Origin of the sequence: Telluria beijingensis, assembly GCF_030770395.1 — a bacterium.
Taxonomy (GTDB): domain Bacteria; phylum Pseudomonadota; class Gammaproteobacteria; order Burkholderiales; family Burkholderiaceae_D; genus Telluria; species Telluria beijingensis.
Map to the genome: position 1 here is coordinate 870,646 of NZ_CP132480.1, position 25,323 is coordinate 895,968.

The 25,323-nt window shown below is 66.4% G+C and carries 19 protein-coding genes; 11 read left to right on the forward strand and 8 right to left on the reverse strand.

Annotated features, from left to right (window positions below):
- The first annotated feature begins 73 nt into the window (after positions 1 to 73).
- The 4 genes from wecB to Q9246_RS03885 are packed head-to-tail and all read left to right on the forward strand — an operon-like array spanning position 74 to position 4,877.
- Positions 74 to 1,210, forward strand: coding sequence for a non-hydrolyzing UDP-N-acetylglucosamine 2-epimerase (gene wecB, locus Q9246_RS03870; RefSeq protein ID WP_317741085.1), 1,137 nt, complete (start codon positions 74 to 76; stop codon positions 1,208 to 1,210).
- A complete protein-coding gene (wecC, locus tag Q9246_RS03875; protein ID WP_306395592.1) occupies positions 1,194 to 2,474 on the forward strand; it encodes a UDP-N-acetyl-D-mannosamine dehydrogenase in 1,281 nt (426 codons plus the stop codon). The genes wecB and wecC overlap by 17 nt, the downstream gene beginning before the upstream one ends.
- A 19-nt stretch (positions 2,475 to 2,493) precedes the next feature.
- On the forward strand, positions 2,494 to 3,705 hold the full coding sequence (locus Q9246_RS03880) for a TIGR04063 family PEP-CTERM/XrtA system glycosyltransferase (RefSeq protein ID WP_306395594.1): 1,212 nt from the start codon (positions 2,494 to 2,496) through the stop codon (positions 3,703 to 3,705).
- Positions 3,705 to 4,877 carry a glycosyltransferase family 4 protein gene (locus Q9246_RS03885; protein ID WP_306395595.1) on the forward strand — a complete coding sequence of 391 codons (1,173 nt, stop codon included), beginning with the start codon at positions 3,705 to 3,707 and terminating at the stop codon, positions 4,875 to 4,877. Before Q9246_RS03880 ends, Q9246_RS03885 begins: the two co-directional genes overlap by 1 nt.
- A 37-nt stretch (positions 4,878 to 4,914) precedes the next feature.
- On the opposite strand, the gene Q9246_RS03890 is transcribed toward Q9246_RS03885, so the two are convergent.
- Together Q9246_RS03890 and Q9246_RS03895 are read right to left on the reverse strand one after the other, a co-directional pair.
- Positions 4,915 to 5,451 (reverse strand): GNAT family N-acetyltransferase, encoded by a 537-nt coding sequence (locus Q9246_RS03890; RefSeq protein ID WP_306395596.1) that lies wholly within the window; start codon positions 5,449 to 5,451, stop codon positions 4,915 to 4,917.
- On the reverse strand, positions 5,448 to 6,281 hold the full coding sequence (locus Q9246_RS03895) for a hypothetical protein (protein WP_306395598.1): 834 nt from the start codon (positions 6,279 to 6,281) through the stop codon (positions 5,448 to 5,450). The genes Q9246_RS03890 and Q9246_RS03895 overlap by 4 nt, the downstream gene beginning before the upstream one ends.
- A 270-nt stretch (positions 6,282 to 6,551) precedes the next feature.
- Between Q9246_RS03895 and Q9246_RS03900 the strand changes: the two genes are divergently transcribed.
- Together Q9246_RS03900 and Q9246_RS03905 are read left to right on the forward strand one after the other, a co-directional pair.
- Complete coding sequence (locus tag Q9246_RS03900; RefSeq protein ID WP_422802377.1) at positions 6,552 to 7,706, forward strand: MGDG synthase family glycosyltransferase; 1,155 nt, start codon at positions 6,552 to 6,554, stop codon at positions 7,704 to 7,706.
- Positions 7,699 to 8,166, forward strand: coding sequence for a hypothetical protein (locus tag Q9246_RS03905; RefSeq protein ID WP_306395602.1), 468 nt, complete (start codon positions 7,699 to 7,701; stop codon positions 8,164 to 8,166). Before Q9246_RS03900 ends, Q9246_RS03905 begins: the two co-directional genes overlap by 8 nt.
- Before the next feature lie 7 nt (positions 8,167 to 8,173).
- On the opposite strand, the gene Q9246_RS03910 is transcribed toward Q9246_RS03905, so the two are convergent.
- Genes Q9246_RS03910 through Q9246_RS03920 form a run of 3 tightly spaced genes read right to left on the reverse strand, consistent with a single transcriptional unit; the run spans position 8,174 to position 14,995 of the window.
- Entirely contained in the window at positions 8,174 to 9,109 is a 936-nt protein-coding gene (locus Q9246_RS03910; protein WP_306395603.1) for a transglutaminase family protein, read from the reverse strand.
- The gene (locus tag Q9246_RS03915) at positions 9,106 to 11,652 is read right to left on the reverse strand and encodes a circularly permuted type 2 ATP-grasp protein (protein ID WP_306395604.1); all 2,547 of its coding nucleotides are present in this window, start codon (positions 11,650 to 11,652) and stop codon (positions 9,106 to 9,108) included. Before Q9246_RS03915 ends, Q9246_RS03910 begins: the two co-directional genes overlap by 4 nt.
- A gap of 37 nt (positions 11,653 to 11,689) precedes the next feature.
- Positions 11,690 to 14,995, reverse strand: coding sequence for a transglutaminase family protein (locus Q9246_RS03920; protein WP_306395606.1), 3,306 nt, complete (start codon positions 14,993 to 14,995; stop codon positions 11,690 to 11,692).
- Positions 14,996 to 15,159: 164 nt separating this feature from the next.
- Between Q9246_RS03920 and Q9246_RS03925 the strand changes: the two genes are divergently transcribed.
- Positions 15,160 to 16,572, forward strand: a complete 1,413-nt coding sequence (locus Q9246_RS03925) for a circularly permuted type 2 ATP-grasp protein (RefSeq protein ID WP_306395608.1) — start codon at positions 15,160 to 15,162, stop codon at positions 16,570 to 16,572.
- Between the two features lies 1 nt (position 16,573).
- A complete protein-coding gene (locus Q9246_RS03930; protein WP_306395609.1) occupies positions 16,574 to 17,593 on the forward strand; it encodes an alpha-E domain-containing protein in 1,020 nt (339 codons plus the stop codon).
- 79 nt (positions 17,594 to 17,672) lie between these two features.
- Here Q9246_RS03930 and Q9246_RS03935 read toward each other — a convergent pair whose 3' ends face one another.
- The 3 genes from Q9246_RS03935 to Q9246_RS03945 all read right to left on the reverse strand — a co-directional run bounded on the left by Q9246_RS03935 (position 17,673) and on the right by Q9246_RS03945 (position 20,225).
- Positions 17,673 to 18,779, reverse strand: coding sequence for a zinc-binding metallopeptidase family protein (locus Q9246_RS03935; RefSeq protein ID WP_306395611.1), 1,107 nt, complete (start codon positions 18,777 to 18,779; stop codon positions 17,673 to 17,675).
- 108 nt (positions 18,780 to 18,887) lie between these two features.
- Complete coding sequence (locus Q9246_RS03940) at positions 18,888 to 19,628, reverse strand: HAD family hydrolase (RefSeq protein WP_306395612.1); 741 nt, start codon at positions 19,626 to 19,628, stop codon at positions 18,888 to 18,890.
- Between the two features lie 147 nt (positions 19,629 to 19,775).
- Positions 19,776 to 20,225, reverse strand: a complete 450-nt coding sequence (locus Q9246_RS03945; protein ID WP_306395613.1) for a carboxymuconolactone decarboxylase family protein — start codon at positions 20,223 to 20,225, stop codon at positions 19,776 to 19,778.
- A 210-nt stretch (positions 20,226 to 20,435) separates the two neighbouring features.
- Here Q9246_RS03945 and Q9246_RS03950 point away from each other — a divergent pair, with 210 nt between their 5' ends.
- The 3 genes from Q9246_RS03950 (at position 20,436) to Q9246_RS03960 (ending at position 25,215) form a co-directional block, all read left to right on the forward strand.
- Entirely contained in the window at positions 20,436 to 21,668 is a 1,233-nt protein-coding gene (locus Q9246_RS03950; protein WP_306395614.1) for a cupin domain-containing protein, read from the forward strand.
- Positions 21,669 to 21,680: 12 nt separating this feature from the next.
- Positions 21,681 to 23,213 carry an ethanolamine ammonia-lyase reactivating factor EutA gene (locus Q9246_RS03955; RefSeq protein ID WP_306395616.1) on the forward strand — a complete coding sequence of 511 codons (1,533 nt, stop codon included), beginning with the start codon at positions 21,681 to 21,683 and terminating at the stop codon, positions 23,211 to 23,213.
- A gap of 181 nt (positions 23,214 to 23,394) precedes the next feature.
- On the forward strand, positions 23,395 to 25,215 hold the full coding sequence (locus Q9246_RS03960; protein WP_306395618.1) for a thiamine pyrophosphate-binding protein: 1,821 nt from the start codon (positions 23,395 to 23,397) through the stop codon (positions 25,213 to 25,215).
- Positions 25,216 to 25,323: the final 108 nt, after the last annotated feature.

The following is a 25,323-nucleotide window of genomic DNA, read 5'->3' on the forward strand; positions in this document are numbered from 1 at the left end:
AACAATTGCCGCCTGTAAGATTGCGCAATGGGGTTTTCCGATCCGTCCCACGCTCATGGTAGTAATCAATTAGATGACGATAAAAGTTCTTACCGTTTTCGGAACGCGACCGGAAGCCATCAAGATGGCCTCCGTCGTACGCGCCCTGTCGCAGTCGCCGGATGTCGAGGTCAAGGTCTGCGTCACCGCCCAACACCGGCAAATGCTGGACCAGGTACTGAGCCTGTTCTCGCTGACTCCCGACTTCGACCTGAACCTGATGACGCCAGGCCAGGATCTGTCGGACATCACTTCGAAAGTACTGATCGGCATGCGCGGCGTGCTGCGCGAGTGGCGTCCCGACTACGTATTCGTTCACGGCGATACTACCACGACTTTCGCGACCAGCCTCGCCGCGTATTACGAGCGGATACCGGTGGGCCATGTGGAAGCGGGCCTGCGTACCGGAAACATCTACTCGCCATGGCCGGAAGAAGTCAACCGCTGCCTGACCGGCGTGATCGCCAGCCTGCATTTCGCGCCGACCGACCACGCGCGGCAAAACCTGCTGGCCGAAGGTGTGCCCGCCGCAAACATCTGCGTCACGGGCAATACCGTGGTCGATGCCTTGCTGGACGTCGTGGCCCGCCTGGAAACCGATGCCGGGCTGCGACGCGAGATGGAGTCCCAGTTCACCTTCCTCGACAGCAAGAAGAAACTGATCCTGGTAACGGGCCACCGGCGCGAGAATTTCGGCAGCGGCTTCGAGAACATCTGCCATGCCCTGAATGAAGTCAGCCGCATGCCGGACGTCGAAGTGCTGTACCCGGTGCACCTGAACCCGAACGTGCAGGAGCCGGTGCAACGTATCCTCAAGGGCAATCCGAACGTGCACCTGATCGATCCGGTCAGCTACCTGCCGTTCGTCTACCTGATGAACCGCGCGACGATCCTGCTGACCGATTCCGGCGGCATCCAGGAAGAAGCGCCATCGCTCGGCAAACCCGTGCTGGTCATGCGCGACACGACCGAGCGCCCCGAGGCGGTGGCGGCCGGCACGGTGCGCCTGGTCGGCACTGCCGTCGATTCCATCGTCGGCGGCATCCGCACGCTGCTCACCGATCCGGCCGAATACCAGCGCATGAGCTCGGCCACCAATCCCTATGGCGACGGCACCGCCGCCAACCGCATCCTTAACTTTTTAAGAGAACAACATGAGCAGCACCTTTGATACCATCTCGATGATCGGTCTGGGTTACATCGGTCTCCCTACCGCTGCGATGTTTGCGTCGCGCAAGAAGAACGTCATCGGCGTCGACATCAACCAGGATGCGGTCGACACCATCAATAGCGGCCAGACCCATATCGTCGAGCCCGACCTCGACATGATCGTCGCCGCCGCCGTCAACCAGGGCTACCTGAAGGCCTCGACCACCGTGCAGCCGGCCGACGCCTTCCTGATCGCGGTGCCGACGCCGTTCCGCGGCGACCACGAACCCGACGTGACCTACGTCGAGGCGGCGGCGCGCTCGATCGCGCCGGTGCTCAAGAAGGGCGACCTGGTGATCCTCGAATCGACCTCGCCGGTGGGCACCACCGAGCGCCTGGCCACCTTGCTGGCCGAAGAGCGCCCGGACCTCAAGATCCCGCTCGGCCCGGACGACGAAGCCGACATCAATCTCGCCTACTGCCCCGAGCGCGTGTTGCCGGGCAAGGTGATCCACGAACTGGTGTCGAACGACCGCATCATCGGCGGCATCACCAAGGCCTGCTCCGAGCGCGCCATCGCGCTGTACCAGACCTTCGTGCAGGGCGAGTGCATCGAGACCAATTCGCGCACCGCCGAGATGTGCAAGCTCACCGAGAATTCCTTCCGCGACGTGAACATCGCCTTCGCCAACGAGCTGTCGGTCATCTGCGGTAAACTCGGCATCGACGTGTGGGAACTGATCGCGCTGGCCAACCGCCACCCGCGCGTCAACGTGCTGCGTCCGGGACCGGGCGTGGGCGGTCACTGCATCGCGGTCGACCCGTGGTTCATCGTGCACAGCGCACCGGAACAAGCGAAGCTGATCCGGGCGGCGCGCGAAGTCAACGACTACAAGCCGCACTGGGTGCTCGAGAAGGTGAAAGAAGAAGTGGCGGCCTACCTCGCCGCCAACCCCGAGCGCAAGGAATCGGACGTGACGATCGCCTGCTTCGGCCTGGCCTTCAAGCCCGATATCGACGACCTGCGCGAAAGCCCGGCGCTCGACATCGCCGCCGAGATCGCGAAGACGCACAGCAGCCGCGTGATCGTGGTCGAGCCGAACATCTCGGCGCTGCCGGCCAGCCTCGACAAGGGCGAGCTGCGCACGCCGCAGGATGCGCTGGCGCGCTCGCAGATCGTGGTCATGCTGGTCAACCACAAGCCGTTCCTGGCGCTCAAGGAGTCGCTGTTCGCCGACAAGGTGGTGATCGACACCTGCGGCTATCTCAGCGCCACCGGCCGCTAAGACGCGCAAGGAAGACGATATGCGGGTTCTCCACGTCCTGGATCATTCGATCCCGATGCACAGCGGCTATACCTTCCGCACCCGATCGATCCTGCGCGAACAGCGCGCGCTGGGCTGGGAGACCTTCCATGTGACGGGCTCCAAGCACGACTCGGGCGACCTGCGCGAGGAAACGGTGGATGGCCTGCACTTCTACCGCACCGCGTATTCCGCCAGCCCGCTGGCGAAACTACCGGTGCTGAACCAGCTGCAGGTGATCGATGGCCTCGAGCGCCGCCTGGCCGAGATCATCCCGCTGGTCAAGCCCGACGTGCTGCACGCGCATTCGCCCGCGCTGAACGCGATCGCGGCCCTGCGCGCCGGCAGGAAGTTCGGCATTCCCGTGGTCTACGAAGTGCGCGCCTTCTGGGAAGACGCCGCAGTCGACCACGGCACCTCGACCGAGGGCGGCCTGCGCTACCGCCTGACGCGCGCGCTGGAAACCCATGCGCTCAAGCGCGCCGACGCCGTCACCACCATCTGCGAAGGCCTGCGCCGCGACATCGTGGCGCGCGGCATCCCGGCCGACAAGATCACGGTGATCCCGAACGCGGTCGACATCGACAAGTTCGCCGTCGGCGGCGTGGCCGACCAGGACCTCAAGGGCAAATTGGGCCTGCAGGGCGCGCGCCTGATCGGCTTCATCGGCTCGTTCTATGCCTACGAGGGGCTGGACATCCTGCTGCGCGCGGTGCCCGCCTTGACGGCCGAACGGCCCGACCTGCGTGTGCTGCTGGTCGGCGGCGGCCCGGAAGACGCGCGCCTGCGCCAGATGGCCAAGGACCTGGGCATCGCCGACAAGGTGGTGTTCACGGGACGGGTGCCGCACGAACAGGTGCCGATGTACTACGACCTGCTCGACGTGCTGGTCTATCCGCGCCTGTCGATGCGCCTGACCGACCTGGTCACGCCGCTCAAGCCGCTCGAGGCGATGGCCCAGGGCCGGGTGCTGGCCGCGTCCGACGTCGGCGGCCACCAGGAACTGATCGTCGACGGCAAGACCGGCGTGCTGTTCAAGGCCGACGACCCGCAGGCGCTGGCCGACAAGGTCGGCGCCCTGGCCGACGCCCAGGCCGAGTGGCCGGCGCTGCGCGCGGCCGGCCGCCAGTTCGTGGAAAGCGAACGTAACTGGAAAGCCAGCGTCGACCGCTATAAAAGCATCTACGGTCGCCTGACCGGCGCCGCGGCCTGATGAAGATCCTGACCTTCAGCACGCTGTTCCCGAATAGCGAAAAGCCGGGCCACGGGATTTTCGTGGAAACCCGGCTGCGCCACCTGGTGGCCAGCGGCCAGGTCGAGGCGCGGGTGGTGGCGCCGGCGCCGTGGTTTCCTTCCTCGCATCCGATGTTCGGGCAGTATGCGCGCCAGGCCCGGGTGCCGCGCCGCGAGGTGCGCCACGGCATCCAGGTCGAGCACCCGCGCTACGTGGTGCTGCCGAAGATCGGCATGAACGTGGCGCCGGGCCTGCTGTTCCAGTCGGCCAAGGGCACTATCGGACGCATGATCGACGAAGGCCATGACTTCGACCTGATCGATGCCCATTATTTTTATCCGGATGGCGTAGCGGCGGCGCTGCTGGCGCGCTACTTCAACAAGCCGTTCGTGATCACGGCGCGCGGCTCGGATATCACGCTGTTCCCGCAATACGCGCTGCCGCGCAAGATGATCCTGTGGGCCGCCAAACGGGCCGATGCCGTCATCACCGTCTGCAATGCGTTGCGCGACGAAGTGATCGGGCTGGGCATCGATCCGGCGCGCGTGACCTCGCTGCGCAATGGCGTCGACCTGCAGCTGTTCCGGCCGCCGGAGCAGCGGCAGGAACAGCCTTTTACCCTGATCACGGTCGGCCACCTGGTGCCGGTCAAGGCCCAGGAATTGAGCATCGGCGCCTTGCCGCTGCTGCCTGGTGTGTGCCTGGTGATCGCCGGCGACGGACCGAACCGCGGGATGCTCGAGAACCTCGTGCGCGAACTGAAGCTCGAGGACCGCGTGACCTTTTTGGGCGCCGTCTCGCAGCAGGAGTTGCGCATCCAGTATGGCCAGGCCGATGCGATGGTGCTGTCGTCCAGCCGCGAAGGCTGGGCCAATGTGCTGCTCGAATCGATGGCCTGCGGCACCCCGGCGGTGGCCAGCCGCGTGTACGGCACACCCGAAGTCGTGGCGGCGCCCGAAGCCGGCGTGTTGATGGACGAGCGCACGCCGCAAGGCGTGGCCGACGCCGTCAACCGGTTGCGCGCCAACTATCCCGAGCGCGCCGCCGTGCGCCGCTATGCCGAAGGCTTCAGCTGGGACGACACCACCGCCGGCCAGCTGCGGCTGTTCCGGTCCATCCTCGAGCAGGGCGAAGCGCTGGCCGTGGCGTAAGCGTTCACAGCGGTGTCGCTGGCGCGGTGCCGCGAGCTTATCGACGAACAAAGTTCAGCAGGGGAGCCGAATGCGCGTGGCCACTGGCCAGTCCGACAAAGCGAAAGCCGGCTGCTTCGAGCGCGCGGCGCGACGCTACATTATTACGATCGACTTGTGCGTGGAGCGGCAGTTGGCCGGGGCTGACATGACCGCTCAGCCATCGCAGCGCTGCTGAAGCAATGCCTTGAGCGCGATACTGCAGTTCGACCAGATAGGAAACGCGACCGTGCTCGAGGCACAACAGGCCGACTGGCATACCTTCAGGATAGGTGGCCAGCAAGAAGCTGCATGCCGTGTCACGGGCGTCGTACCATTCGTTGGCCAAGGTGTCGGCGCGCACATGGCGATCGCTGGCGCAAAGCGTTGCGCAGTCCTCGTCCCTGCGCAGCAGCCATTTTACCTGTGCCCGGTGCTGCGGCATCAGCGCCAGGGCCTGGATGGACAGGCCGCCTGCGGTACGGAAGTCGACCCGGTCCGATTGCAGGCGCAGCCCGTCCGGAAGACACTCCATGCCGGCCGGGCCGTCAATCACGCTGGACGCGCCTGAATGTGCTCGTCGGCTTTGGCAAGGGTTTCGCGCATGTCCTGCTGGTTGCAAGCCTCGATGATGCCGCTCACATCGCGCCCCCTGTTGGCTTGATGGTCGAGGGCATGGCCCAGCGACACGACACTCTCGCTGGCGCCGGCGCTTTTAAGGTCAAGAAGAAACGCGATGCGCTGCTGCTTGGGCGTGACAACTCCGCGATGGGCTTCAGCCATGAAATCGTTAGCGAGCTTCTGCTTTTTGCGTTCCTCTACATGGTCGTTGAGGCCCTCACGGTCCATGCGTTCCTGTATCGCCTCACGGTCCGTGTGGTTGGCCAGCCTGTCCCTCGCTTTCTGGGCGTGTTGCGCCATGCGAGCGGCGGCGTCGGCTTCGAAATCGCGGGCATTCTTGGCCCATTCTGCTTTTTGTGCATCCGCCTGCCTGTTCCAGAATTCCGCGAGTGCGAATCCGCCATTGGAAATAGCCTGGAACATGTCGAGATTCTGTCCGGTCTTGTTTTCGACCAGGGTTTGCGCGGCTTTTTGCGCAGCAGCGTAGGCTCCGACTTCGACGGCTTTCTCCACCACGGCCATTGCCTGCGAAGTGGCCAGCGGGATTGGACCGGCGTAACCAGTTTCTGCCACCGTCCTCGCACACATGATTGACTTCTGTACGAAGTCGGAGATCGGGTGCCCCGTCGAAGGTTCATTTCTGGCTGCGCAAAAGCCTTGGTGTAGAGAATAGGCGGTTCCTGCCTGAGAAGCATACTTCGCGCCCCTTGCTGCAGCGGTGTACATGCGTTGGCCTGCCATCCGGGCGGCGCGATTGAAAGCCATATGACCTCTCTTGTAGTGGTTTGGAATGCAATGCATTAATCAATATAGCATTCAAGTTGCAAATAATTCTACAGATTTTATTATTAAAAGATATGCGGCAACGTAGGCAATATTCATCGCCGTCACGGGCGGGTCATATTTCGCAATTACATTCGCCTGCATCAGGTAGTCCGAGGGGCGATGCATGGCGTGGAGCGATTCGACAGTCGGGACGGCGTTGGCAGTCGTCGGAAAGCCCGCCTTGTGAGGGAGGGCGACTTGCAACGTAGCATTGCCGGCAAGAAGATTCTATTGCTCAGCGTTCCCGCTGGCGCCGGCCACACCCGGGTCGCCGAGGCGATCCGCGCCTGCGCCGCTACCGGGTATGCGCAAGTCGAGGCAATCCACCTGGATGCGATGGCCTTCGCCACGCCGCGCCTGCGGAAGGTCTATACCGATTTCTACCTGCTCCTGATTGGCCGCGTGCCGGGCCTGTGGCGCCATGTCTACCGGTTGACCGACACCGCGCGACCGGATGGGCTGTTCAACCGCCTGCGGCGCTGGATCGAGCGGCGCGACTGCCGGGTGCTGGCCGACGAAATCGGCGCACTGGCGCCGGATGCCATCGTCTGCACCCACTTCCAGCCGGCCGAGATCCTCGCGCAGCGGATCGCGGCCGGGGAACTCTCCTGCCCGCTATGGGTGCAGGTGACCGATTTCGACCTGCACCGCATGTGGATCCACCCGCATGTGACCGGCTATTTTGCGGCCAACGAGGAAGTGGCGTTCCGCATGCGCGAGCAGGGCGTCCCGGCGCAGGCGATCCACGTGGCCGGCATTCCCACCATGCCGGCCTTCGCGCAGCAACACGATCGCGCCGAGTGCGCCCGCGCGCTGGGCCTCGATCCTGCGCGCAAGACCGTGTTGCTGATGGGGGGCGGCGCCGGCCTGGGTGGCCTGAGCCGGGTGGCCGAAAAGCTGCTGGCCGTCCCCGGCGACTTCCAGCTGATCGCCCTGGCCGGCAATAACGCGGCCGAGCTGGCGGCCCTGCGGCGCCTGGCCGCGCGGTATCCGGGGCGGCTGGCGGCGCAGGGCTTCACCGACCGGGTCGAGCGCCTGATGGCCTGCGCCGACCTGGTGGTGACCAAGCCGGGCGGCGCGACCAGCGCCGAATGCCTGGCGCTGGGCCTGCCCATGATCGTCAATGCGCCGATCCCGGGCCAGGAAGAGCACAACGCGAACTACCTGCTCGAGCATGGCGCGGCGCTCAAGGCCTGCGACCTGACGACGCTGGAATACCGGGTGCGCCACCTGCTGGCGCATCCGGACCAGTTGCAGGCGATGGCCGCGCGCGCGCGCGCGCTGGGCCGGCCGCACGCCGCCATGCAGGTGCTGGAGACCGTACTGGTCCAATGCAACAACCCATGTGAAGAGGCGTATGGTTGAATTGTCGGAAGGGGGCCGGGTTGTTTCGATGGTGGGGGCGGTACTGGTGGCGGCCTACCTGTTCGCACGGGTGGAAGTGGAAATCGAAGGCGGGGCCGGCTGGGCGGCGAACCTGCCGACCTGGCGCATCGAGCAGCACCCGCTACTCGACATCTTCATGGGCGGGCGCGCGCTGACCGGCTACCACTTGTGGATGTTCGCCTTCATCGGGCTGATCTTCCACTTCCCCCTGTTCTTCATGGGGCAGTGGTCGCTTGAGCTCGAGGCCTGCGTGGCGGCCTCGATCATGCTGTTCTGGATCGTCGAAGACTTCCTGTGGTTCGTCATCAATCCCGCCTTTGGCTGGCGCCGTTTCAGGCAGGAGCTGGTGCCCTGGCATAAGCACTGGGCCTTCGGCGCGCCGGTCGACTACTGGATATTCGGCGCCATCAGCCTGCTGCTGTTCTGGTACGGGTCCTGAGCCAGCCTCAGGTACCGTCCAGCAACGGCAACGGCGTCACCGTCACCTGCACGTTGAGCTCCTGCTTGCCGCCGCCGAGCACGATGCCGCGCAGCGGCGTCACGTCGCTGAAGTCGCGTCCCCATCCGAGCGTGATGTGCTCATGCTGCACCAGGCAGCGGTTGGTCGGGTCGAAATCGACCCAGCCCAGCGCCGGGCAGAATACCGATACCCAGGCGTGCGAGGCATCGGCGCCGACCAGGCGCGGCTTGCCTGCCGGTGGATGGGTCAGGATGTAGCCGCTGACGTAGCGCGCCGGCAGGCCGATGCTGCGCAGGCAGCCGATCATCAGCTGGGCGAAGTCCTGGCACACGCCGCGCCGGCCGCGCAATACCTGCTCGAGCGGCGTCGAGATGTCGGTGGCCTTGGCGTCGAATTCGAAGTCGTCGAAGATCCGGTAGGTCAGGTCGAGGGCCGCATCGAGCTGCGGCCGGCCGGGCGTGTAGCTGGCGCGGGCGTAGGCTTCGAGCTCGGGGAAACTGGTGACATGCGGCGACGCGTACAGATAGCGGCAGGCCTCCATCGTGGCAGCGCTTTTTTCCTTGCCCATCATGTCGCGCACGCATTCCCACGGCAAGGTGCCGGCGATCTGCGCCAGGGTATGGCGCGCGCGTAGCGAGACCGTCGATTCGGCGTGCACCAGCAGCTTGTCGTGCGGGACGCTCAAGGCCACGTGGCGGGTGAGGTTGCCGAAGTAGTCGACACCGTCCTTGCCGTCATTGGCCACCGGGTCGAGCCAGATCAGGTGCGACTCGGTCTGCTGGCAGGGGAAGGAACGCGGGGTCAGGTGCAGGTATTGCTGCGACAGGGTGACCGTGCTGCTGTAGGCATAGCGGGTTTCATGCACCACGCGATAGCGCGCGCAGGTGCCGGTCGGCGAATCGATGCCGGGTTGCGCGATCATGAGCTGCGGTTCCTTTGGCGGCCGTTGTCGGTATAGCTGAAGAACCGGACGCCGATCTGTTCGGACAGGGCCGCGCTGGCCTGGCCGATCCGGTGCAGCAGGCCGCCCAGCATCGCGTTGCCGTGATCGAGGTCGGCGCCCGGATCGAGCGCGAGCAATTCGTCCTTCAGGGCCGCCAGCGGGCCGGCGCCGCAGTCGCCCTGGGTCTGCGCGATCTTGTCCAGCGTGCCCAGGATGCCGTCGAGCTGGAACAGGATCGAGCGTGGATTGGTCGCGTCGAGCAGCAGCAGGTCGAGCACCGGTAGCCACTCGGGCTGGGTGCGGTAGCGCGCGCGGTAGGTGACGATGCTGTCGGACAGTTCGAGCAGCCATTCCAGGTTGCCGTTCTCGTCCATCGCCAGCGCGCGCTGCAGCACCAGGCTCTGGAACTGCACGCGTTCCAGGCGGCGGCCGAGCGACATGAAACGCCAGCCGAGGTCGCGCGTCATGCCGTCGAAGGCGAACCCCGCCAGCGTCATCAGCGCGGCGGTGGCGTCGTCGAGGATCGTCATCACGCCCGACTGCGATGGCCGTTCGCCGGGAGACCAGGCCGGCTGCACCATGCGGTTCAGCGCGCGCCAGTTGTCGATCGAGAAGCGCTCGTGCAGCTGGCCGGCGATCCGGTGCAACTGCTGCTGCTGGCGCGCCAGGCCGGGGACGTTCGGCGACACCACCGCCAGCAGCAGGGCCGACTCCATCTCGGCGTCGGTGAAGATGGCGCCGGCCTGGCCTGCCGTAGCGCCAGGGGCCGGCGCCTTCTTGGCGGCGTCGACCAGGCCGAACCAGATGCACAGCGCCTCGACGGTCGGCCATTCGGCGCCGCGCTGGTCGAAGCGCACGTTGAACAGGAAGTTGAGCGCGACCCGCAGCAGGCGCGCGACATTGTCGCAGCGCTCGGCATGACGGCCGAACCACAGCAGGTTCTCGGCCACGCGGCTCGACAGGTTGCTGTCCTCGCGCACCAGGTCGGCGCTCGTGACGCTGCGTTTTTGCGGGCGCTGCACCTCGACCCGCGAGCGCGCCTGGACCCAGGTATCCTTGCTGGCGCCGCCCATCTGCATCGTCAGCACGCGCGCATCGGGCCCGGTGGCGACCCGGGTCAGGCCGCCGGGCATGACCACGTAGCCGTTCGGCGTGGCGCAGGCGAACACCCGCAGGCCGACGGCGCGCGCCTGCAGGCCGGGGGCGGCGCCGTCCTTCCATACCGGCGCCTGCGACAGCCGCACCAGTTCCTGGGCGACGTAATTGTGTGGATTGGCGCGCAGCCGGGCGATCAAGGCCGCGCGCGCGGCGCCGTCGAGGTCCTGGCCGAACACCGCCGCTTGCGGCAGTTGAGAGAAACCGGGCTTGATGACCAGCCGGTCGAGCTGGCCGATCACGGTGTCGAGCGCCGCCGCTTCGCCGCACCACCAGGTGGCCACCGACGGCATCTTGAGCGGCTCGCCCAGCAGGCGCCTGGAAAGCGCCGGCAGGAAGCCGAGCAGGGCGCCCGATTCGAGCAGGCTCGAGCCCAGGCTGTTGGCGACCAGCACATTGCCGCGCATGGCGGCCTGGGTCAGTCCGGCCACGCCGAGCAGGGAGCCTTGCAGCTCGAGCGGGTCGCACGACTCGTCGTCGACCCGGCGCATGATCACGTGCACCCGGTGCAGGCCGGCCAGGGTCTTCAGGTAGACGACGCCGTCGCGCACGGTCAGGTCGCCGCCTTCGACCAGCGGCAGGCCGAGATAGCGCGCCAGGTAGGCCTGCTCGTAGTAGCTGGCGGTGCGCGGGCCCGGGGTGAGCAGCACGATCAGCGGCGCTTCTCCCTCGCGCAGCGGCGCCGGCGCGTCGCCGCCGGCCGCGCACAGGCGGCCCCAGTGCACCAGGCTGTCGTGCATGGCGCCGAAGAACGGCGTGATGGGCTGCACCTTGAGTTCGCGCAGCAGGTCGGGGAAGGTGGGCGCGATGATGGCGCGGTTTTCCAGCGCATAGCCGGCGCCGAACGGCGCCTGGGTACGGTCGGCCATGACCCACCAGCGGCCGTCGGGCGCGCGCGCCAGGTCCACCGCGTAGAAGTGCAGGGCGATGCCGTCGTGGTGGCGCATGCCGTGGCAGGGACGCAAGAAGCCCGCATGGCCGTGGACCAGCGCCGGCGGCAGCAGGCCTTCGCCCAGCATCTCCTGCCTGCCGTAGACGTCGCCCAGGATGGCGTTGAGCAGGCTGGCGCGCTGGATCACGGCCGCCTCGATGCCGCTCCATTCCTCGTGCGGAAGGATCAGCGGCAGCACGTTCAGGTCCCATGGCCGTTGCCGGCCGTGGACGTCGGCGGTCACGTTGTAGCTCACGCCGTTCTCGCGCACATGGCGCCGCACCATCTCCTGGCGCTGGCGCATCATGGCGGGGGCTTCGTGCGCCAGGCTGTCCAGCAGCGCACGCCAGTGCGGGCGCGGCGCCTTGGCCGCGTCGAGCATTTCGTCGAAACTGTCCGGCGCGGCCAGGTAATGGGCAAGTTGTTGATTCGGCATGAAGCGCTGCTGGTGACTGGTGGTACGAAACGATAGGTTAGCTTGCCTGCCAGCGTAAATCTAGTGTCATGGGGAAACTAGGGTTCAGCGGCTCGCTGCGCACCGTCATCGGGCCCGGGGTGTGGCCATGCGGCCAGAAGCGCGCGAAACGGCGCGCCTCTGCGGCATTCGCATTGACCGGCGCGCCCGTTTCATTGCGTCCACCCGGATGCACCACGTGATAGGTGCAGCCGCCGATCGCGCGGCCGCTCCAGGTGTCGACCAGGTCGAACACCAGCGGCGCCTGGACCCGGATGCTCGGATGCAGCGCCGACCACGGACTCCAGGCGCGAAAGCGCACGCCGGACACGTACTCGCCCGGCACGCCGGTCGGATGCAGCGGCAGCATGCGGCCGTTGCAGGCCACCACGTGGCGGCCATCGGTCAGGCCGCGCACCAGCAGCTGCATGCGCTCGACCGACGAATCGACGTAGCGCGCGGTGCCGCCGGCGGCAACCTCTTCACCCAGCACGTTCCACGGCTCGATCGCCTGGCGCAGTTCCATCTCCACCCCTTCGTAGACCACGCTGCCGTAGCGCGGGAAGCGGAATTCGACGAACGGCTCGAACCAGTGATCCTCGAAGGCATAGCCGGCCGCGCGCAGGTCGCGCGCGACGTCGCGGATATCCTGGGCGACGAAGTGCGGCAGCATCCAGCGGTCATGCAGGGCGGTGCCCCAGTGCACCAGCCGGGCCTGGCAGGGTTCGCGCCAGAAGCGCGCGACCAGGGCCCGCAGCAACAGCATTTGCAGCAGGCTCATGCGCTCGTGCGGCGGCATCTCGAAGGCGCGGAACTCCACCAGGCCCAGGCGGCCGGTCGGGCCGTCCGGCGAATACAGCTTGTCGATCGAGAACTCGGCGCGGTGCGTATTGCCGGTCAGGTCGACCAGCAGGTTGCGCAGCAGGCGGTCGACCATCCACGGCTTGTCGCCCGGCTGCAGGGTGGGCAGCACCTTGTCCATTTGCTGGAAGGCGATCGCCAGCTCGTACAGGTTGTCGTCGCGCGCCTCGTCGACCCGCGGCGCCTGGCTGGTCGGCCCGATGAAGGTGCCCGAGAACAGGTACGAGAGGGCCGGATGGATCTGCCAGTAGGTGATCAGGCTCTTGAGCAGGTCGGGCCGGCGCAGCATCGGGCTGTCCGCGGCGCTGGCGCCGCCCAGGGTGGCGTGATTGCCGCCGCCGGTGCCGGTGTGGCGGCCGTCGTGCATGAATTTCTCGGTGCCCAGGCGGGTCAGCCGCGCTTCCTGGTACAGGGTCGTCACGTTGTGCACCAGCTCGTTCCACGAGGCAGCCGGGTGGATATTGACTTCGATGACGCCGGGATCGGGTGTGACGCTGAGCAGCTTGATGCGCGGGTCGCGCGGCGGCGCATAGCCTTCGAGCCGCAGTTTCATGCCAAGCTTCGCGGCGCTGGCCTCCACCGCGCCGGCCAGCGCCAGGTAATCCTCCAGGCGCACTTGCGGCGGCATGAAGACGTACAGGCGCCCGGCGCGCACTTCGACGCACAGCGCGGTGTGGATCACATCGCGCGCGGCCGGCGCGCCGGTCACGCGGCCAGGCGCCGCCTGCACGCCCTGGTGGACGCTCTGGTGCACGGCCTGCGGCATGGCCGCCAGGGCGGCGCGCGGCGCGAACGGATCGACGTCGAAGCCGGGATCGCGTTCCTGCGGCGGCGCCCATGGCAGCGTGGCCAGCGGCAGGCGCAAGCCGAGCGGCGAGTCGCCCTCGAGCAGGTACAGGTGTTCGCGCCGCAGCGGCCAGGCCGATGTGCGCCAGCCGGCGCCGTCCGCGGCCTGCAGCGGCAGCACGTAACCGGCCACCTGGCCCAGGCCACGCTCGAGCAGGCGCGCCAGCCGGCGCCGTTCTTCCGGCGCGTCCAGGTCGGCCTGCAGGGGATCGAGGTTGGCCGGCAACGCCTGTTCGCGCCGGGCCTGCAGCAGCACGTCTTCATAGGCGGGGATCGCGCTGCCCGCCGGCAGGCCGAGCGCATCGACCAGCGCCGCGGCGAAGCGACATGCGTCCTCCACGCCATGGCCGTCGTCGGCGTGTTCGTCCGAGAACAGGGACGGGTCTTGCCACAGCGGCTGGCCATCGACCCGCCAGAAGATGTTCAGCGCCCAGCGCGGCAGCGGCTCGCCCGGATACCATTTGCCCTGGCCGTAGTGCAGCAGGCCGCCCGGCGCGAAACAGTCCTTCAGCCGCTGCGCCAGCGTCCCCGCCAGCGCGCGCTTGCGGTCGCCGTGCGCCTGGGTATTCCACTCCGGCGCGTCCATGTCGTCGATCGAGACGAAGGTGGGCTCGCCGCCCTGGGTCAGGCGCACGTCCTGGGCCAGCAGGTCGGCGTCGACCTGGCGGCCGAGGCGGTCGATGGCTTGCCAGTCGGCGTCCGCATAGGGCTTGGTCACGCGTGGGTCTTCATGGATGCGGGTGACCGTCATCTGGTGGACGAACGTGACCTCGGCCTCGTCGCTGAAGCCCGTCACCGGCGCCGCCGACGACGGCAGCGCGCTGCAGGCGAGCGGGATATGGCCTTCGCCCGCCAGCATGCCCGAGGTCGGGTCGAGCCCGATCCAGCCGGCGCCAGGAATGTACACCTCGGTCCAGGCGTGCAGGTCGGTGAAATCCTCGAGGGCGCCGCTCGGCCCGTCGAGCGCCTCCTGGTCGGCGCGCAGCTGGATCAGGTAGCCGGACACGAAACGCGCCGCCAGCCCCATCGTGCGCAGGATCTGCACCAGCAGCCAGCCGCTGTCGCGGCACGAACCGGAACCCTTTTCCAGCGTGTCTTCCGGCGTCTGCACGCCGGGCTCCATCCGCAACAGATAGGCGATATCGCGCTGCAGGCGCTGGTTGATGGCCACCAGGAAGTCGGTGGTATTCATCGGCTCCGCCAGCAGCGCGCGCCGCGCCGCCGCCACCCAGGCCAGCAGCAGCGGGCCGGCCGGCGCCGGCTGTAGGTAGGCGCTTAGTTCCCCCTGCAATTGTTCTGGATAGGCAAAGGGAAAGTTCTCCGCATATTGTTCGATGAAGAAATCGAAGGGATTGATGACCGTCATGTCGGCGACCAGGTCGACCGTGAACTCGAGCGTGTCGGTTTTTTCCGGGAACACGAAGCGACCGATGTAATTACCGTACGGATCTTGCTGCCAGTTGATGAAGTGCTCGTGCGGCTGCACCGACAGTGAATACGCCAGGACCGGCGTGCGCGCATGCGGCGCCGGACGCAGGCGCACTTCATGCGGCGAGAGGGCGACTTGCCGGTCGTAGCGGTAACTGGTCCTGTGGTGCAGCGCGATACGGATAGCCATGCGGAGAATGCCTTTATAGGAGTGGTCACGAACCATACCAGCACATCGGTACATGCCTGTTTCAACTGTGCATAAGCATGATTCGTACCCGCAATATAATGCGCTCGTGCATCCTTGCCGAGCTGGCACGTTTCTTGATTGCACTGATGCCATGGGAGGATCCGATGCCGAACTTTTACGATGAAATGTATTCCACTGCGGCAACAGCAAGGCCCCATTACGACGCATTCGCGCGCTGGCTCGCCTCGCAGCCGCCGGAGCTGATTGCGCAGAAACGGGCGGAGGCCGAGCTGACCTTCCAGCGGGTGGGGATCACCTTCGCGGTCTACGGCGACAACGCCGGCAAGGAAAGACTGATCCCATTCGACATCATTCCGCGCGTGATCGACGCGGCCGAATGGGCGCGTCTGCAGGCCGGCCTGGTGCAGCGGGTCACCGCGCTGAATCGCTTCCTGCACGACGTCTACCATGAGCAGGCGATCCTGAAGGCGGGCATCATCCCGCCCGAGCAGATCCTGGACAACGCCCAGTACCGGCCCGCCATGCAGGGCGTCAAGGTGCCTTCCGACATCTACGCCCACATCGCCGGGGTCGACATCGTGCGCGCCGGAGAAGGCGAGTTCTACGTCCTGGAAGACAATCTGCGGGTGCCGTCCGGCGTCTCTTATATGCTGGAAAACCGCAAGATGATGATGCGGCTGTTCCCGGTGCTGTTCGCCCGCAACCGGGTGGCCCCGGTCGAGCACTATCCCGACCTGCTGCTCGACAACTTGCGCACCGTGGCGCCGGCCGGCCCGCTCGACCCGACCGTGGTCGTGCTCACGCCCGGCATGCACAACTCGGCCTATTTCGAACACGCCTTCCTGGCCCAGCAGATGGGCGTGGCGCTGGTGCAGGGGCAAGACCTGTATGTCAGCGACGACACCGTGTACATGCGCACCACCCGCGGGCCGAAGCAGGTCGACGTCATCTATCGCCGCATCGACGACGACTACCTCGACCCGCGCGCCTTCCGCGCCGAGTCGACCCTGGGCGTGCCCGGCCTGCTCGACGCGGTGCGCGCCGGCCGGGTCGGCCTGGCCAATGCCATCGGCACCGGGGTCGCCGACGACAAGTCGATCTATCCGTATGTCCCGGACATGATCGAATTCTACCTGGGCGAACAGCCGATCCTGAACAACGTGCCGACCTACCAGTGCAGGAAAAAGGAAGACCTCGCGTATACCCTGTCGCGCCTGCCCGAGCTGGTGGTCAAGGAAGTGCACGGCGCCGGCGGCTACGGCATGCTGGTCGGGCCGGCCTCGACCCACGCCGAGATCGAGGCCTTCCGCGCGCGCCTGCTCGCCAACCCCGACGGCTATATCGCCCAGCCCACGCTGGCCTTGTCGGCGTGCCCGACCTACGTCGAAGCGGGCATCGCGCCGCGCCACATCGACCTGCGTCCTTTCGTCCTGTCGGGCAAGACCGTGTCGATGGTGCCGGGCGGCCTGACCCGGGTGGCATTGCAGGAGGGCTCGCTGGTGGTCAATTCATCGCAGGGCGGCGGCACCAAGGACACCTGGATACTGGAGAACTGATATGTTGAGCCGCACCGCAGACCATTTGTTCTGGATGGCCCGTTATACCGAACGCGCCGAAAACACGGCCCGCATGCTCGATGTCCGCGTCCAGTATTCGCTGATGCCGCAATCGGCCCAGGCCGAGCAGCAGGGCTGGCGCAGCATGCTGGGCGTGTCCGAACTGGAATCGCAGTTCGAGGCCAGGTACCCGGCGCTGACCCAAAAGGACGTGATCGACTTCATGGTCCGCGATCCGGACAACCCGTCCTCGATCACCAGTTGCCTGCGCGCGGCCCGCGAGAATGCGCGCGCCGTGCGCGGCGCGCTGACCACCGAGGTGTGGGAAACCGAGAACACGACCTGGCTGATGCTGCAGCAGCATCTCAAGAAGCGCACCTTCGAGCACGATCCCGGCCAGTTCCTGGAATGGGTCAAGTACCGCTCGCACCTGTCGCGCGGCGTCACGCTGGGCACCATGTTCCAGGACGAAGCGTTCAACTTCATCCGTCTCGGCACCTTCCTGGAACGGGCCGACAATACGGCGCGCATCCTCGACGTCAAGTTCCGGTTCCAGCCGTCCGATCCGGTCCAGGCCGGTTCGCAGGCGGAGTTCTACCAGCTTGCGGCGCTGCTGCGCTCGGTGTCCGCCTTCGAGATCTACCGCAAGGTCTATCGCGACGCCATCACGCCCAAGCGGGTGGCCGAGCTACTGATCCTGCAGGAAAGAATGCCGCGCTCGCTGGTGGCGTGCATGGCCGCGGTCGTGGCCAACCTGCAGGACGTGCGCAACGCGCAGTCGCACGATACCGAGCGCCTGGCAGTGGAACTGTACGCCATGCTGCAGGCGGCGCCGATCGGCGCCATCCTCGAAGAAGGCCTCCACGCTTTCCTGACCCGCTTCCTGGCGTCGGTCGACGCACTGGGCAACGGCATCAGCCGCGACTTCCTGATCCCGATCGAACCAAGCTTGCCCGAGGGCGGGCAGGCCCAATCCCAGACGCTATCCGGAATGACGCAAACCCAGACCCAGGCCGCGTGACGGTGCGGCGCACCAGGACATGGCGCGCCGCACCTTTATGAGGAAAACGGCGCCGCGCGCCTCATGGCGGTGCGTCGCATCAGGCCGCCGGTGTGGCGCTGGCCGGACCGTGCGGCGCCCGGTCTTTCTCGAGTTGCGCGCGCACCACCCGGTGCACGAAGCCCAGCTTTTGCCGTACCGGGGGGCTCAGCGTGAACGGGTACGAGTCCGGCATCCCGATGCTGCGATTCAGGCTGTTGAGCACATAAGTCAGCGCGAACCAGTCGTTCAGGGTCTCGTCGAACGCATCCGTTCTGGTCGGCAGCGTAATGCCGTCGAGCGCGGGTTCGTCGGCCTTGCGCGGCTTGAGCTGCAGGCCGCAGGCGTGCGCCGTCTCCAGCGTATCGATGACGTGGAGGTAATGGGCCCAGGTCTCGGCCCAGTCTTCCCACGGATGGGAGCTGGCATAGCTGCTCACGAAGCGCTCGGCCCAGTCTTCGGCGGGGCCGTGCGCATAATGCCGCTTCAGGCTCTCGCCATAATCCTGGCGCTCGTCGCCGAACAGGGCGCGATATTCGTCAATCCACGGGCTGTCGGCAACCAGGCGGTCGAAATAGTAGTGACCACTTTCGTGGCGGAAATGTCCTAGCAGCGTGCGGTAGCGCTCGTGCATTTGTTCGCGCGTGCGCTCGCGCTCGGCCGGATCGGCTTCGGCGATGTTCAGGGTGATCACGCCATTGGCGTGGCCGGTCATCACGCACTGATCGGTCACGCCGTCTTCCAGGAACTGGAACGCCAGGCCGGTCTCGGGTTCGGTTTCCTTCGACGCCGGGGTCAGGTCCAGCATCGCCAGCGTAAATAATAGGCGGCGCTTGGCGGCTTCGAGACGCGCCCACAGGATGTGGTTTTTTTCGGACGTCAGCGCCGGGATCGTCACGGTCAGCTGGCATGAGGCACACAGATCGTGGGGATCGTCCGCAGGCAGCATCCAGTTGCAGACATTGTGCTGCACGTAATTGCTGCACTGTTTATAGAGCTTGCCTTCATCGTTGTGGTTCAGGCTGCGCCACAGTCCGTCGTCGGCCTGCTCGAAGCTGTTGACGCTGCGCGTGGCTGGTTGATAGCCGAGCGTACTGTCGCAATTGCAGCAAAGGGTGTTTTCAAAAAATATTTGCTGTGAGCACTTATCGCAGTGGAAGGTTTTCATGGCAATGCTGGGGAATGGGTAAGGATTGCTGGTGTTGACAATCTATCAGCAAATCCAGACCCGGCGGGCACGTGTAAGACAACGCCGCATATCGCGTGCGGCGGTCGACTACTGGATACTCGGCGCCGTCAGCCTGCTGCTGTCCTGGTACGGATCCTGAACCAGCACCCCGAGGTCGAGCGCGTGCCGGATGCGGCAGCACAGCTCGGCCGAGGTGCGCGAGATCAGTTCATGCGGGATCTCGAACTTGGTCGTCAGCCGGTCGTGGTCTTCGAAACCGTAGGAGACCATGAAGGGATGCATGCCGGTGCCGATCGCCGCCTCGAAGTCCTTGTGCTCGTCGCCGCAGATATAGCCGCGCGCCGGGTTGACGCCGAACTGCTCGCGCGTGGCGCGGAACTGGGCGGTCTTCTTGTCCTTGAGCGGGATATGGACCAGGAAATCCAGTTCGGCGATATCGATGTCGTGGCGCAGGAATAGCTGGCGCAGGGTTTCCAGCGGCTCGATCGTGACGTTGCGCGTGACGATGCCGACCGTGATGTCGGGCGCCGCGATCAGTTCGCGCATCAGCTCGGGGATGCCGTCGTACAGCCGGGCTTCTTGCCGGTAGATGCCGGTCAGTGTGTCGATCAGCTGGGCGCGGCTGTTCTTGCGCAGGTTCTTGCGGATGATCGAGGGGAATTCCTTCAGGCCGCCCATGTACTTGAGCAGCTTGTGGCGTTTCTGGAAACTGGCTTCGTCGCCCAGCGCCAGGCCGTGGTGGGCAAAGGCGGCTTCGATGGCGGAGAAGGCGTCGATGGTGGTGCCGTCTGCATCGAGGATCAAGAGCTTCTTGTCGCTTTTATACATGATGTCTGCGCATCCCGGTAGCGTTGGCCAGAACCGGCGTGAACACGTGCCGGAGCTCACTTTTGACCATCATCCGCCCGCGTAATGACAGGCGTGTGACAAAACGGCGGCTGTCGACGGTGCGCGACGCGCAGACGCGTCCCTGCACTATTCCCGGATGGCGGGCTTGAGGCGGAAGCTCACGCCCATGCGATTGAAGGCGTTCATGGCCGCGATGGCGATCGTCAGGTCGACCAGTTCCCTGGGGCCGAAGGCCTTGGCTGCCGCCGCATAGGCCTCGTCCGAGACGTGGGTCTCGCTGACGCGGGTGACTTCCTCTGCCCAGGCCAGCGCCGCGCGCTCCTGGTCCGAGAACAGGTAGGCGACTTCGTCCCAGACCGGCAGCAGCAGCAGCTTGTCGACCGCCATGCCTTCCTTGACGAGGTCGCGCGCGTGCAGGTCGATGCAATGCGCGCAGCCGTTGATCTGCGAGACGCGCAGGAAGACCAGGTGGATCAGCCGGGACGGCAGTTGCGTGTTTTTCGTGACGTAGTGATGGACGCCGCCCAGTGCCTGCGCGCCTTCGGGGGAGGCCTGGAACCAGTTTTCGCGATTCATGGTCGTGTTTCCTTGGAGTTGAGGGGATCGAGACCGGCGGACGGGCCGGCCATCCCTTGCTGGACGAGCGGCGGGGCGGATGTGTGACATCGCGTCTGAAAAAAATTTGGTCCGTGACGTGGCGGCGGCGCCTGTTGACATGCACCTGGCCGCCAGCTACATTACCTTTCACTTTAAATCGGACCTGCGTTCCATATAGGGGAATACGGTATGAATGGCGAGACCGGCATGACGGGCAGCGACGGCGAGACTCCAGCAAGCGACACCGGCCCGGTCGCCGAGGCCCGGGTACTCATCGATCCCTACCGCGACTGGACCGAGGCCGAGGGCATCCCGATCCACCTGGACTTCGGCCACGACCTGCTGGCGCTGGAGACCGGACGCTGGGAACGCTACGACGCGCGCGGCTGCTTCGCCCATACGCACGGCGCCGGCGACTTCATGGCCAACTACGTGCTCGAAGTCGAGGGCGGCAGGAAGACGCGCCCGGTCAAGCACCTGTACGAAGTGTTTTGCTATGTGCTCAGCGGCCATGGCGCGACCAAGGTCTGGCTTCCGGGCGGCGAGACCCGGGTATTCGAATGGGGGCCGAAGGCAGTGTTCGCGATCCCGCTCAACTGCCAGTACCAGGTCTTCAACGCCAGCGGCGCCGAGCCGCTGCGCATTTCGTGCACCAATAACGCGCCGATCACGATCAACCTGTACCACAACATCGATTTCGTGTTCGACAATCCCTTCGCCTTCCCGGAACGCACGGGCGCGGCCGGGCATTTCGAGGGGGAGGGCGAGCATACGGCCTACACGCACAAGTCGAACACGATCAAGCGCAATGTGTGGGAAACCAATTTCGTCCACGACGTGTCGAGCTTCAAGCTCTATGAATTCGAGGAGCGGGGGCCGGGTTCGACCAATGTCAGTTTCATCCTGGCCGACGGCACCATGCATGCCCACGTGTCGCAGATCCCGACGGGACGCTACAAGAAGGCACACCGCCACGCGGCCGGCACCCATGTGCACGCGGTCGATGGCGAGGGCTATTCGCTGCTGTGGTACGAGGGCGATGCGGAGTTTCGTGAAATCCCCTGGAAGCACGGCTTCATGTACACGCCGCCGTTCTGGATGTTCCACCAGCACTTCAATACCTGCGCGCAGCCGGCGCGCTACCTGGCATGCAGCCTGGGCAGCCGGCGCTATCCCTTCATTTCGCTGCGGCGCAAGAGTTCCGAGGGCGCCGGGTCGATCTCGCTGACCCAGGGTGGACGCCAGCTCGAATACGAGGACCAGGATCCGCGCATCCACCGCAAATGGCTCGAAGCCCTGCGCGAACACGGCGTGGCATCGGCCATGGGCGGCATCTTCGACGAGCCGGCGATCCTCGCCTTGCCGCCCGGGGAATTGAGCGGGCCGGTACGCATGCCCAGGTCGACCGGCCCCGCCGTCTAGCCGGCCAGCGCGATGCCGCACGATCTCGACCTGGATCACGAACATGAGCATGAGCATGGGCAGGCGGCGATCGCCCGGCTGATCCACGACCAGGACACGGTCGTGCTGCGCACGGTCGGCATCGACATCGGCAGTTCGACCTCGCACCTACTGTTCGCCCGGGTCACTTCGCAACGCCTGGCCGAAGGCTGGTCGAGCCGTTTCGTGGTGACCGGGCGCGAGGTGCTGTGGCGCTCGCCGATCGTGCTGACGCCGTTCCTGGCCGACGGCACGATCGACGCGCATGCGCTGGAACATTTCATCGCCCGGGCCTACCGCGATGCCGGCTTTGCCAGGGACGACATCGACAGCGGCGCCGTGATCCTGACCGGCGAAGCCATCAAGCGCAGGAACGCGCGTGCGATCCAGGAGATCTTCGCCCGCGAATCGGGCAAATTCGTGTGCGCCACCGCTGGCCACCAGCTGGAAAGCATCCTGGCCGCGCACGGGTCGGGCGCGGCCGCCCTGTCGCGGCGCAGGGGCGAGTGCGGCCTGCACGTCGATGTCGGCGGCGGCACCACCAAGCTGGCGCTGGTCGGCGGCGGCGAGGTCGTGGGCGTGGCGGCGTTCGCCGTGGGCGGCCGCCTGCTGGCGCGGGACGCGCACGGCGCCTGGACGCGCTGCGACGACGCGGCGCGGCTCGTGGCCGGACAACTGGGCCTCGACGTCGCGCCGAGCAACCTGGCGCGTCCCGCGGTGCGGCGCGAGATCGCGCGCCGCATGGCGCAGGTGGTCGGCGACCACCTCTCCGGCGCCGCGCTCGACGGCCTGGGCCGCGCCCTGGCGCTGACCGCGCCGCTGGCGCGCACCGTGCAGCCGGCCTTCATGACCTTCTCGGGCGGGGTGGCGGAATACCTGTTCGGGCGCGAGCAGGCCGACCATGGCGACATCGCCGGCCTGCTGGCGCAGGAGATCGCGGCCCAGATCAGGTCGCGCATCGCGCTGCCCCTGGTCGAGCCGATGGAAGGCATCCGCGCGACCGTGATCGGGGCGTCGCAGTTCACGGTGCAGGTCAGCGGCAAGACCATCTACCTGTCCGATGGCATGCCGTCGTCTCCGCTCCTGCCGGCCCACAACGTGCCGGTGCTGCACCTCGGCCTGGACCTGGCGGGCCCCATCGATCCCGATCGCGTGGCGGCGGCGCTGCACGAGGGCGCGGCGCGCCTCGATCTTGCGCCGGCGGCGCGGCTGGCGATCGCCTTCAGGTGGCAGGACGAACCGGAGCACGCGCGGCTGTTCGCACTGGCCAGCGCGATCGCACGCTTCGCGGCGCCGGCCGGGCAACGCAGCGAGCCGCTGTTCCTGGCGATCAATGGCGACGTGGCGGCCTCCCTCGGCCGCATGCTGCACGTCGAACTGGGCCTGGACTGCGGCCTGGTGTCGGTCGATGGCATCGCCCTGCGCGAGCTGGACTTCATCGACATCGGCGCCGTGCTCGAACCATCTGGCGTGGTGCCGGTGGTGATCAAGTCGCTGCTGTTCCACGCCGCCACCACGCGCGGCTAGTCCGCCTCGATCCATATATCGGAACGTCGCCGGGAAGCCGCGTCCAGAACGCCGCTATGGAACGGCGTCTTTCATGGAGGGATGTTCAGCATATCGGAATGCTATTCTAAATTCGTTTATTTTCTTGAGTATTTGTGTTTAGATTCTCCGGCACGCACATAACAACGAGGAGGAGACGCAGATGAACAAACCTGTCGAAACAGGCGCATCTCAGGCGCCGATATTAACCATCGGCGACACCCGGCCTCCGCCCGGCGTGGCGCCAGCCGCGCAGCGCTGGGGCTCTGACGTCATCGTCGACCTGCTGCACCGTTACGGGCTGCCGTATGCCGCGCTGAACCCCGGCGCCAGCTACCGCGGCCTGCACGATTCGATCGTCAACTACGGCCAGAACTACCCGTACATGATGCTGTGCCAGCACGAGGAAACAGCGGTGCAGATCGCCCATGGCTACGCCAAGGCGAGCGGGCGGCCGATGGTCGCGATCCTGCACAACCTGGTCGGCCTGCTGCACGCGAACATGGCGGTGTACTACGCCTACATCGACCGCGCGCCGGTGTTCATCGTCGGCGCCACCGGCCCGATGGACGAGACAAAGCGCCGCCCGCGCATCGACTGGACCCATACCGCCAACGTGCAGGGCCAGGCGTTGCGCGACTACACCAAATGGGATTACCAGCCGACCGTGGTCGACGGCGTGCCGGAATCGTTCGCGCGCGCCTATGGCGTGATGATGACCGAGCCGCGCGGGCCGATCTATATGTGCTACGACGCCTGGCTGCAGGAAGCCCCGCTCGAGCACGAGGTGCCGCTGCCGCCGGCCGCCGCCGCGGCCGTGCCGACCCCGATCGCGCCCGACGCGGCGGCCATGGAGCAGGCGATGGACATGCTGGTGGCGGCCGAGCGCCCGGTGATCATGGCGGAATTCAGCGGCCGCGAGCACGCGGCCTTCGATACGCTGGTGGAGCTGGCCGAGACGCTCGGCATCGCGGTATTCGACATCAACAGCCGCCTGAACTTCCCCGGTTGCCACCCGCTGAACCTGAGCATGGTCAAGGACGTGTTCCGCGACGCCGACCTGATCCTGTGCCTCGACGTGCGCGACTGGGAAAAGCCGACCACCGAACTGACCAGCACCACGCGCGAGCTGGTCAGCCTGGTGCCGGACGGCGCGCGCTGGATCGACATCGGCTTCGGCGACCTGGAGCTGTCCAGCTGGGCCATGGATTACCAGCGCCTCCTGCATGCCGACCTGCGCATCATGGGCGACACCACGGTCGCGATCCCGCAGCTGACCGCGCTGGCGCGGCAACGCCTGGCGCGCGATCCGGCGCTGGGCCCGCGGGTGCGCGCGCGCACCGAACAGACGGCGGCCCGGCACCGCGCGGCGCGCGCCAAATGGGCGGCGCAGGCGCGCGAACACTGGGACCAGGTGCCGATGACGACGGCGCGCCTGGCGAGCGAGGTGTGGGACGTCGTCCGCGACGAAGACTGGGTGCTGACCGCGGGCACCCTGAACGACTGGACACGCAAGCTGTGGGACTTCGACCGGCCGCACCGCCATCCCGGCAAGTCGCTGGGCACCGCGACCCAGATCGGCATCTCGCTCGGGGTGGCGCTGGCGCACCGCGACGCCGGCCGGCTGGTGGTGGACATCCAGCCCGACGGCGACCTGATGTTCGACGCCGGCGCGCTGTGGGTCGCGGCCAAGCACCGGATCCCGCTGCTGGTGGTCATGTACAACAACCGCGCCTATTACAATGACTGGGAACACCAGATCCGCATGGCGAAACAGCGCGGCACCGCGCTCGAGCGCGCCCACATCGGCATGGACATGGACGATCCGGAGCCCGACTTCGCGGCCATGGCGCGTTCGATGGGCTGGTATGCCGAGGGGCCGATCGAGCAGGGCGGCGACGTCGCGGCGGCGCTGCGGCGCGCCATCGAGAAGGTCAAGGCCGGCCAGCCGGCGCTGGTCGACACGATCACCCAGAAACGGTGAGGCAGGGATGGAGGAAGGGCTTCAGGCAATCATGCGGTAATTCATAACGACAACCTGCCCGCACGACGGGCACAGGAGACGATGGAATGAAGACACATGCAAGAAAGG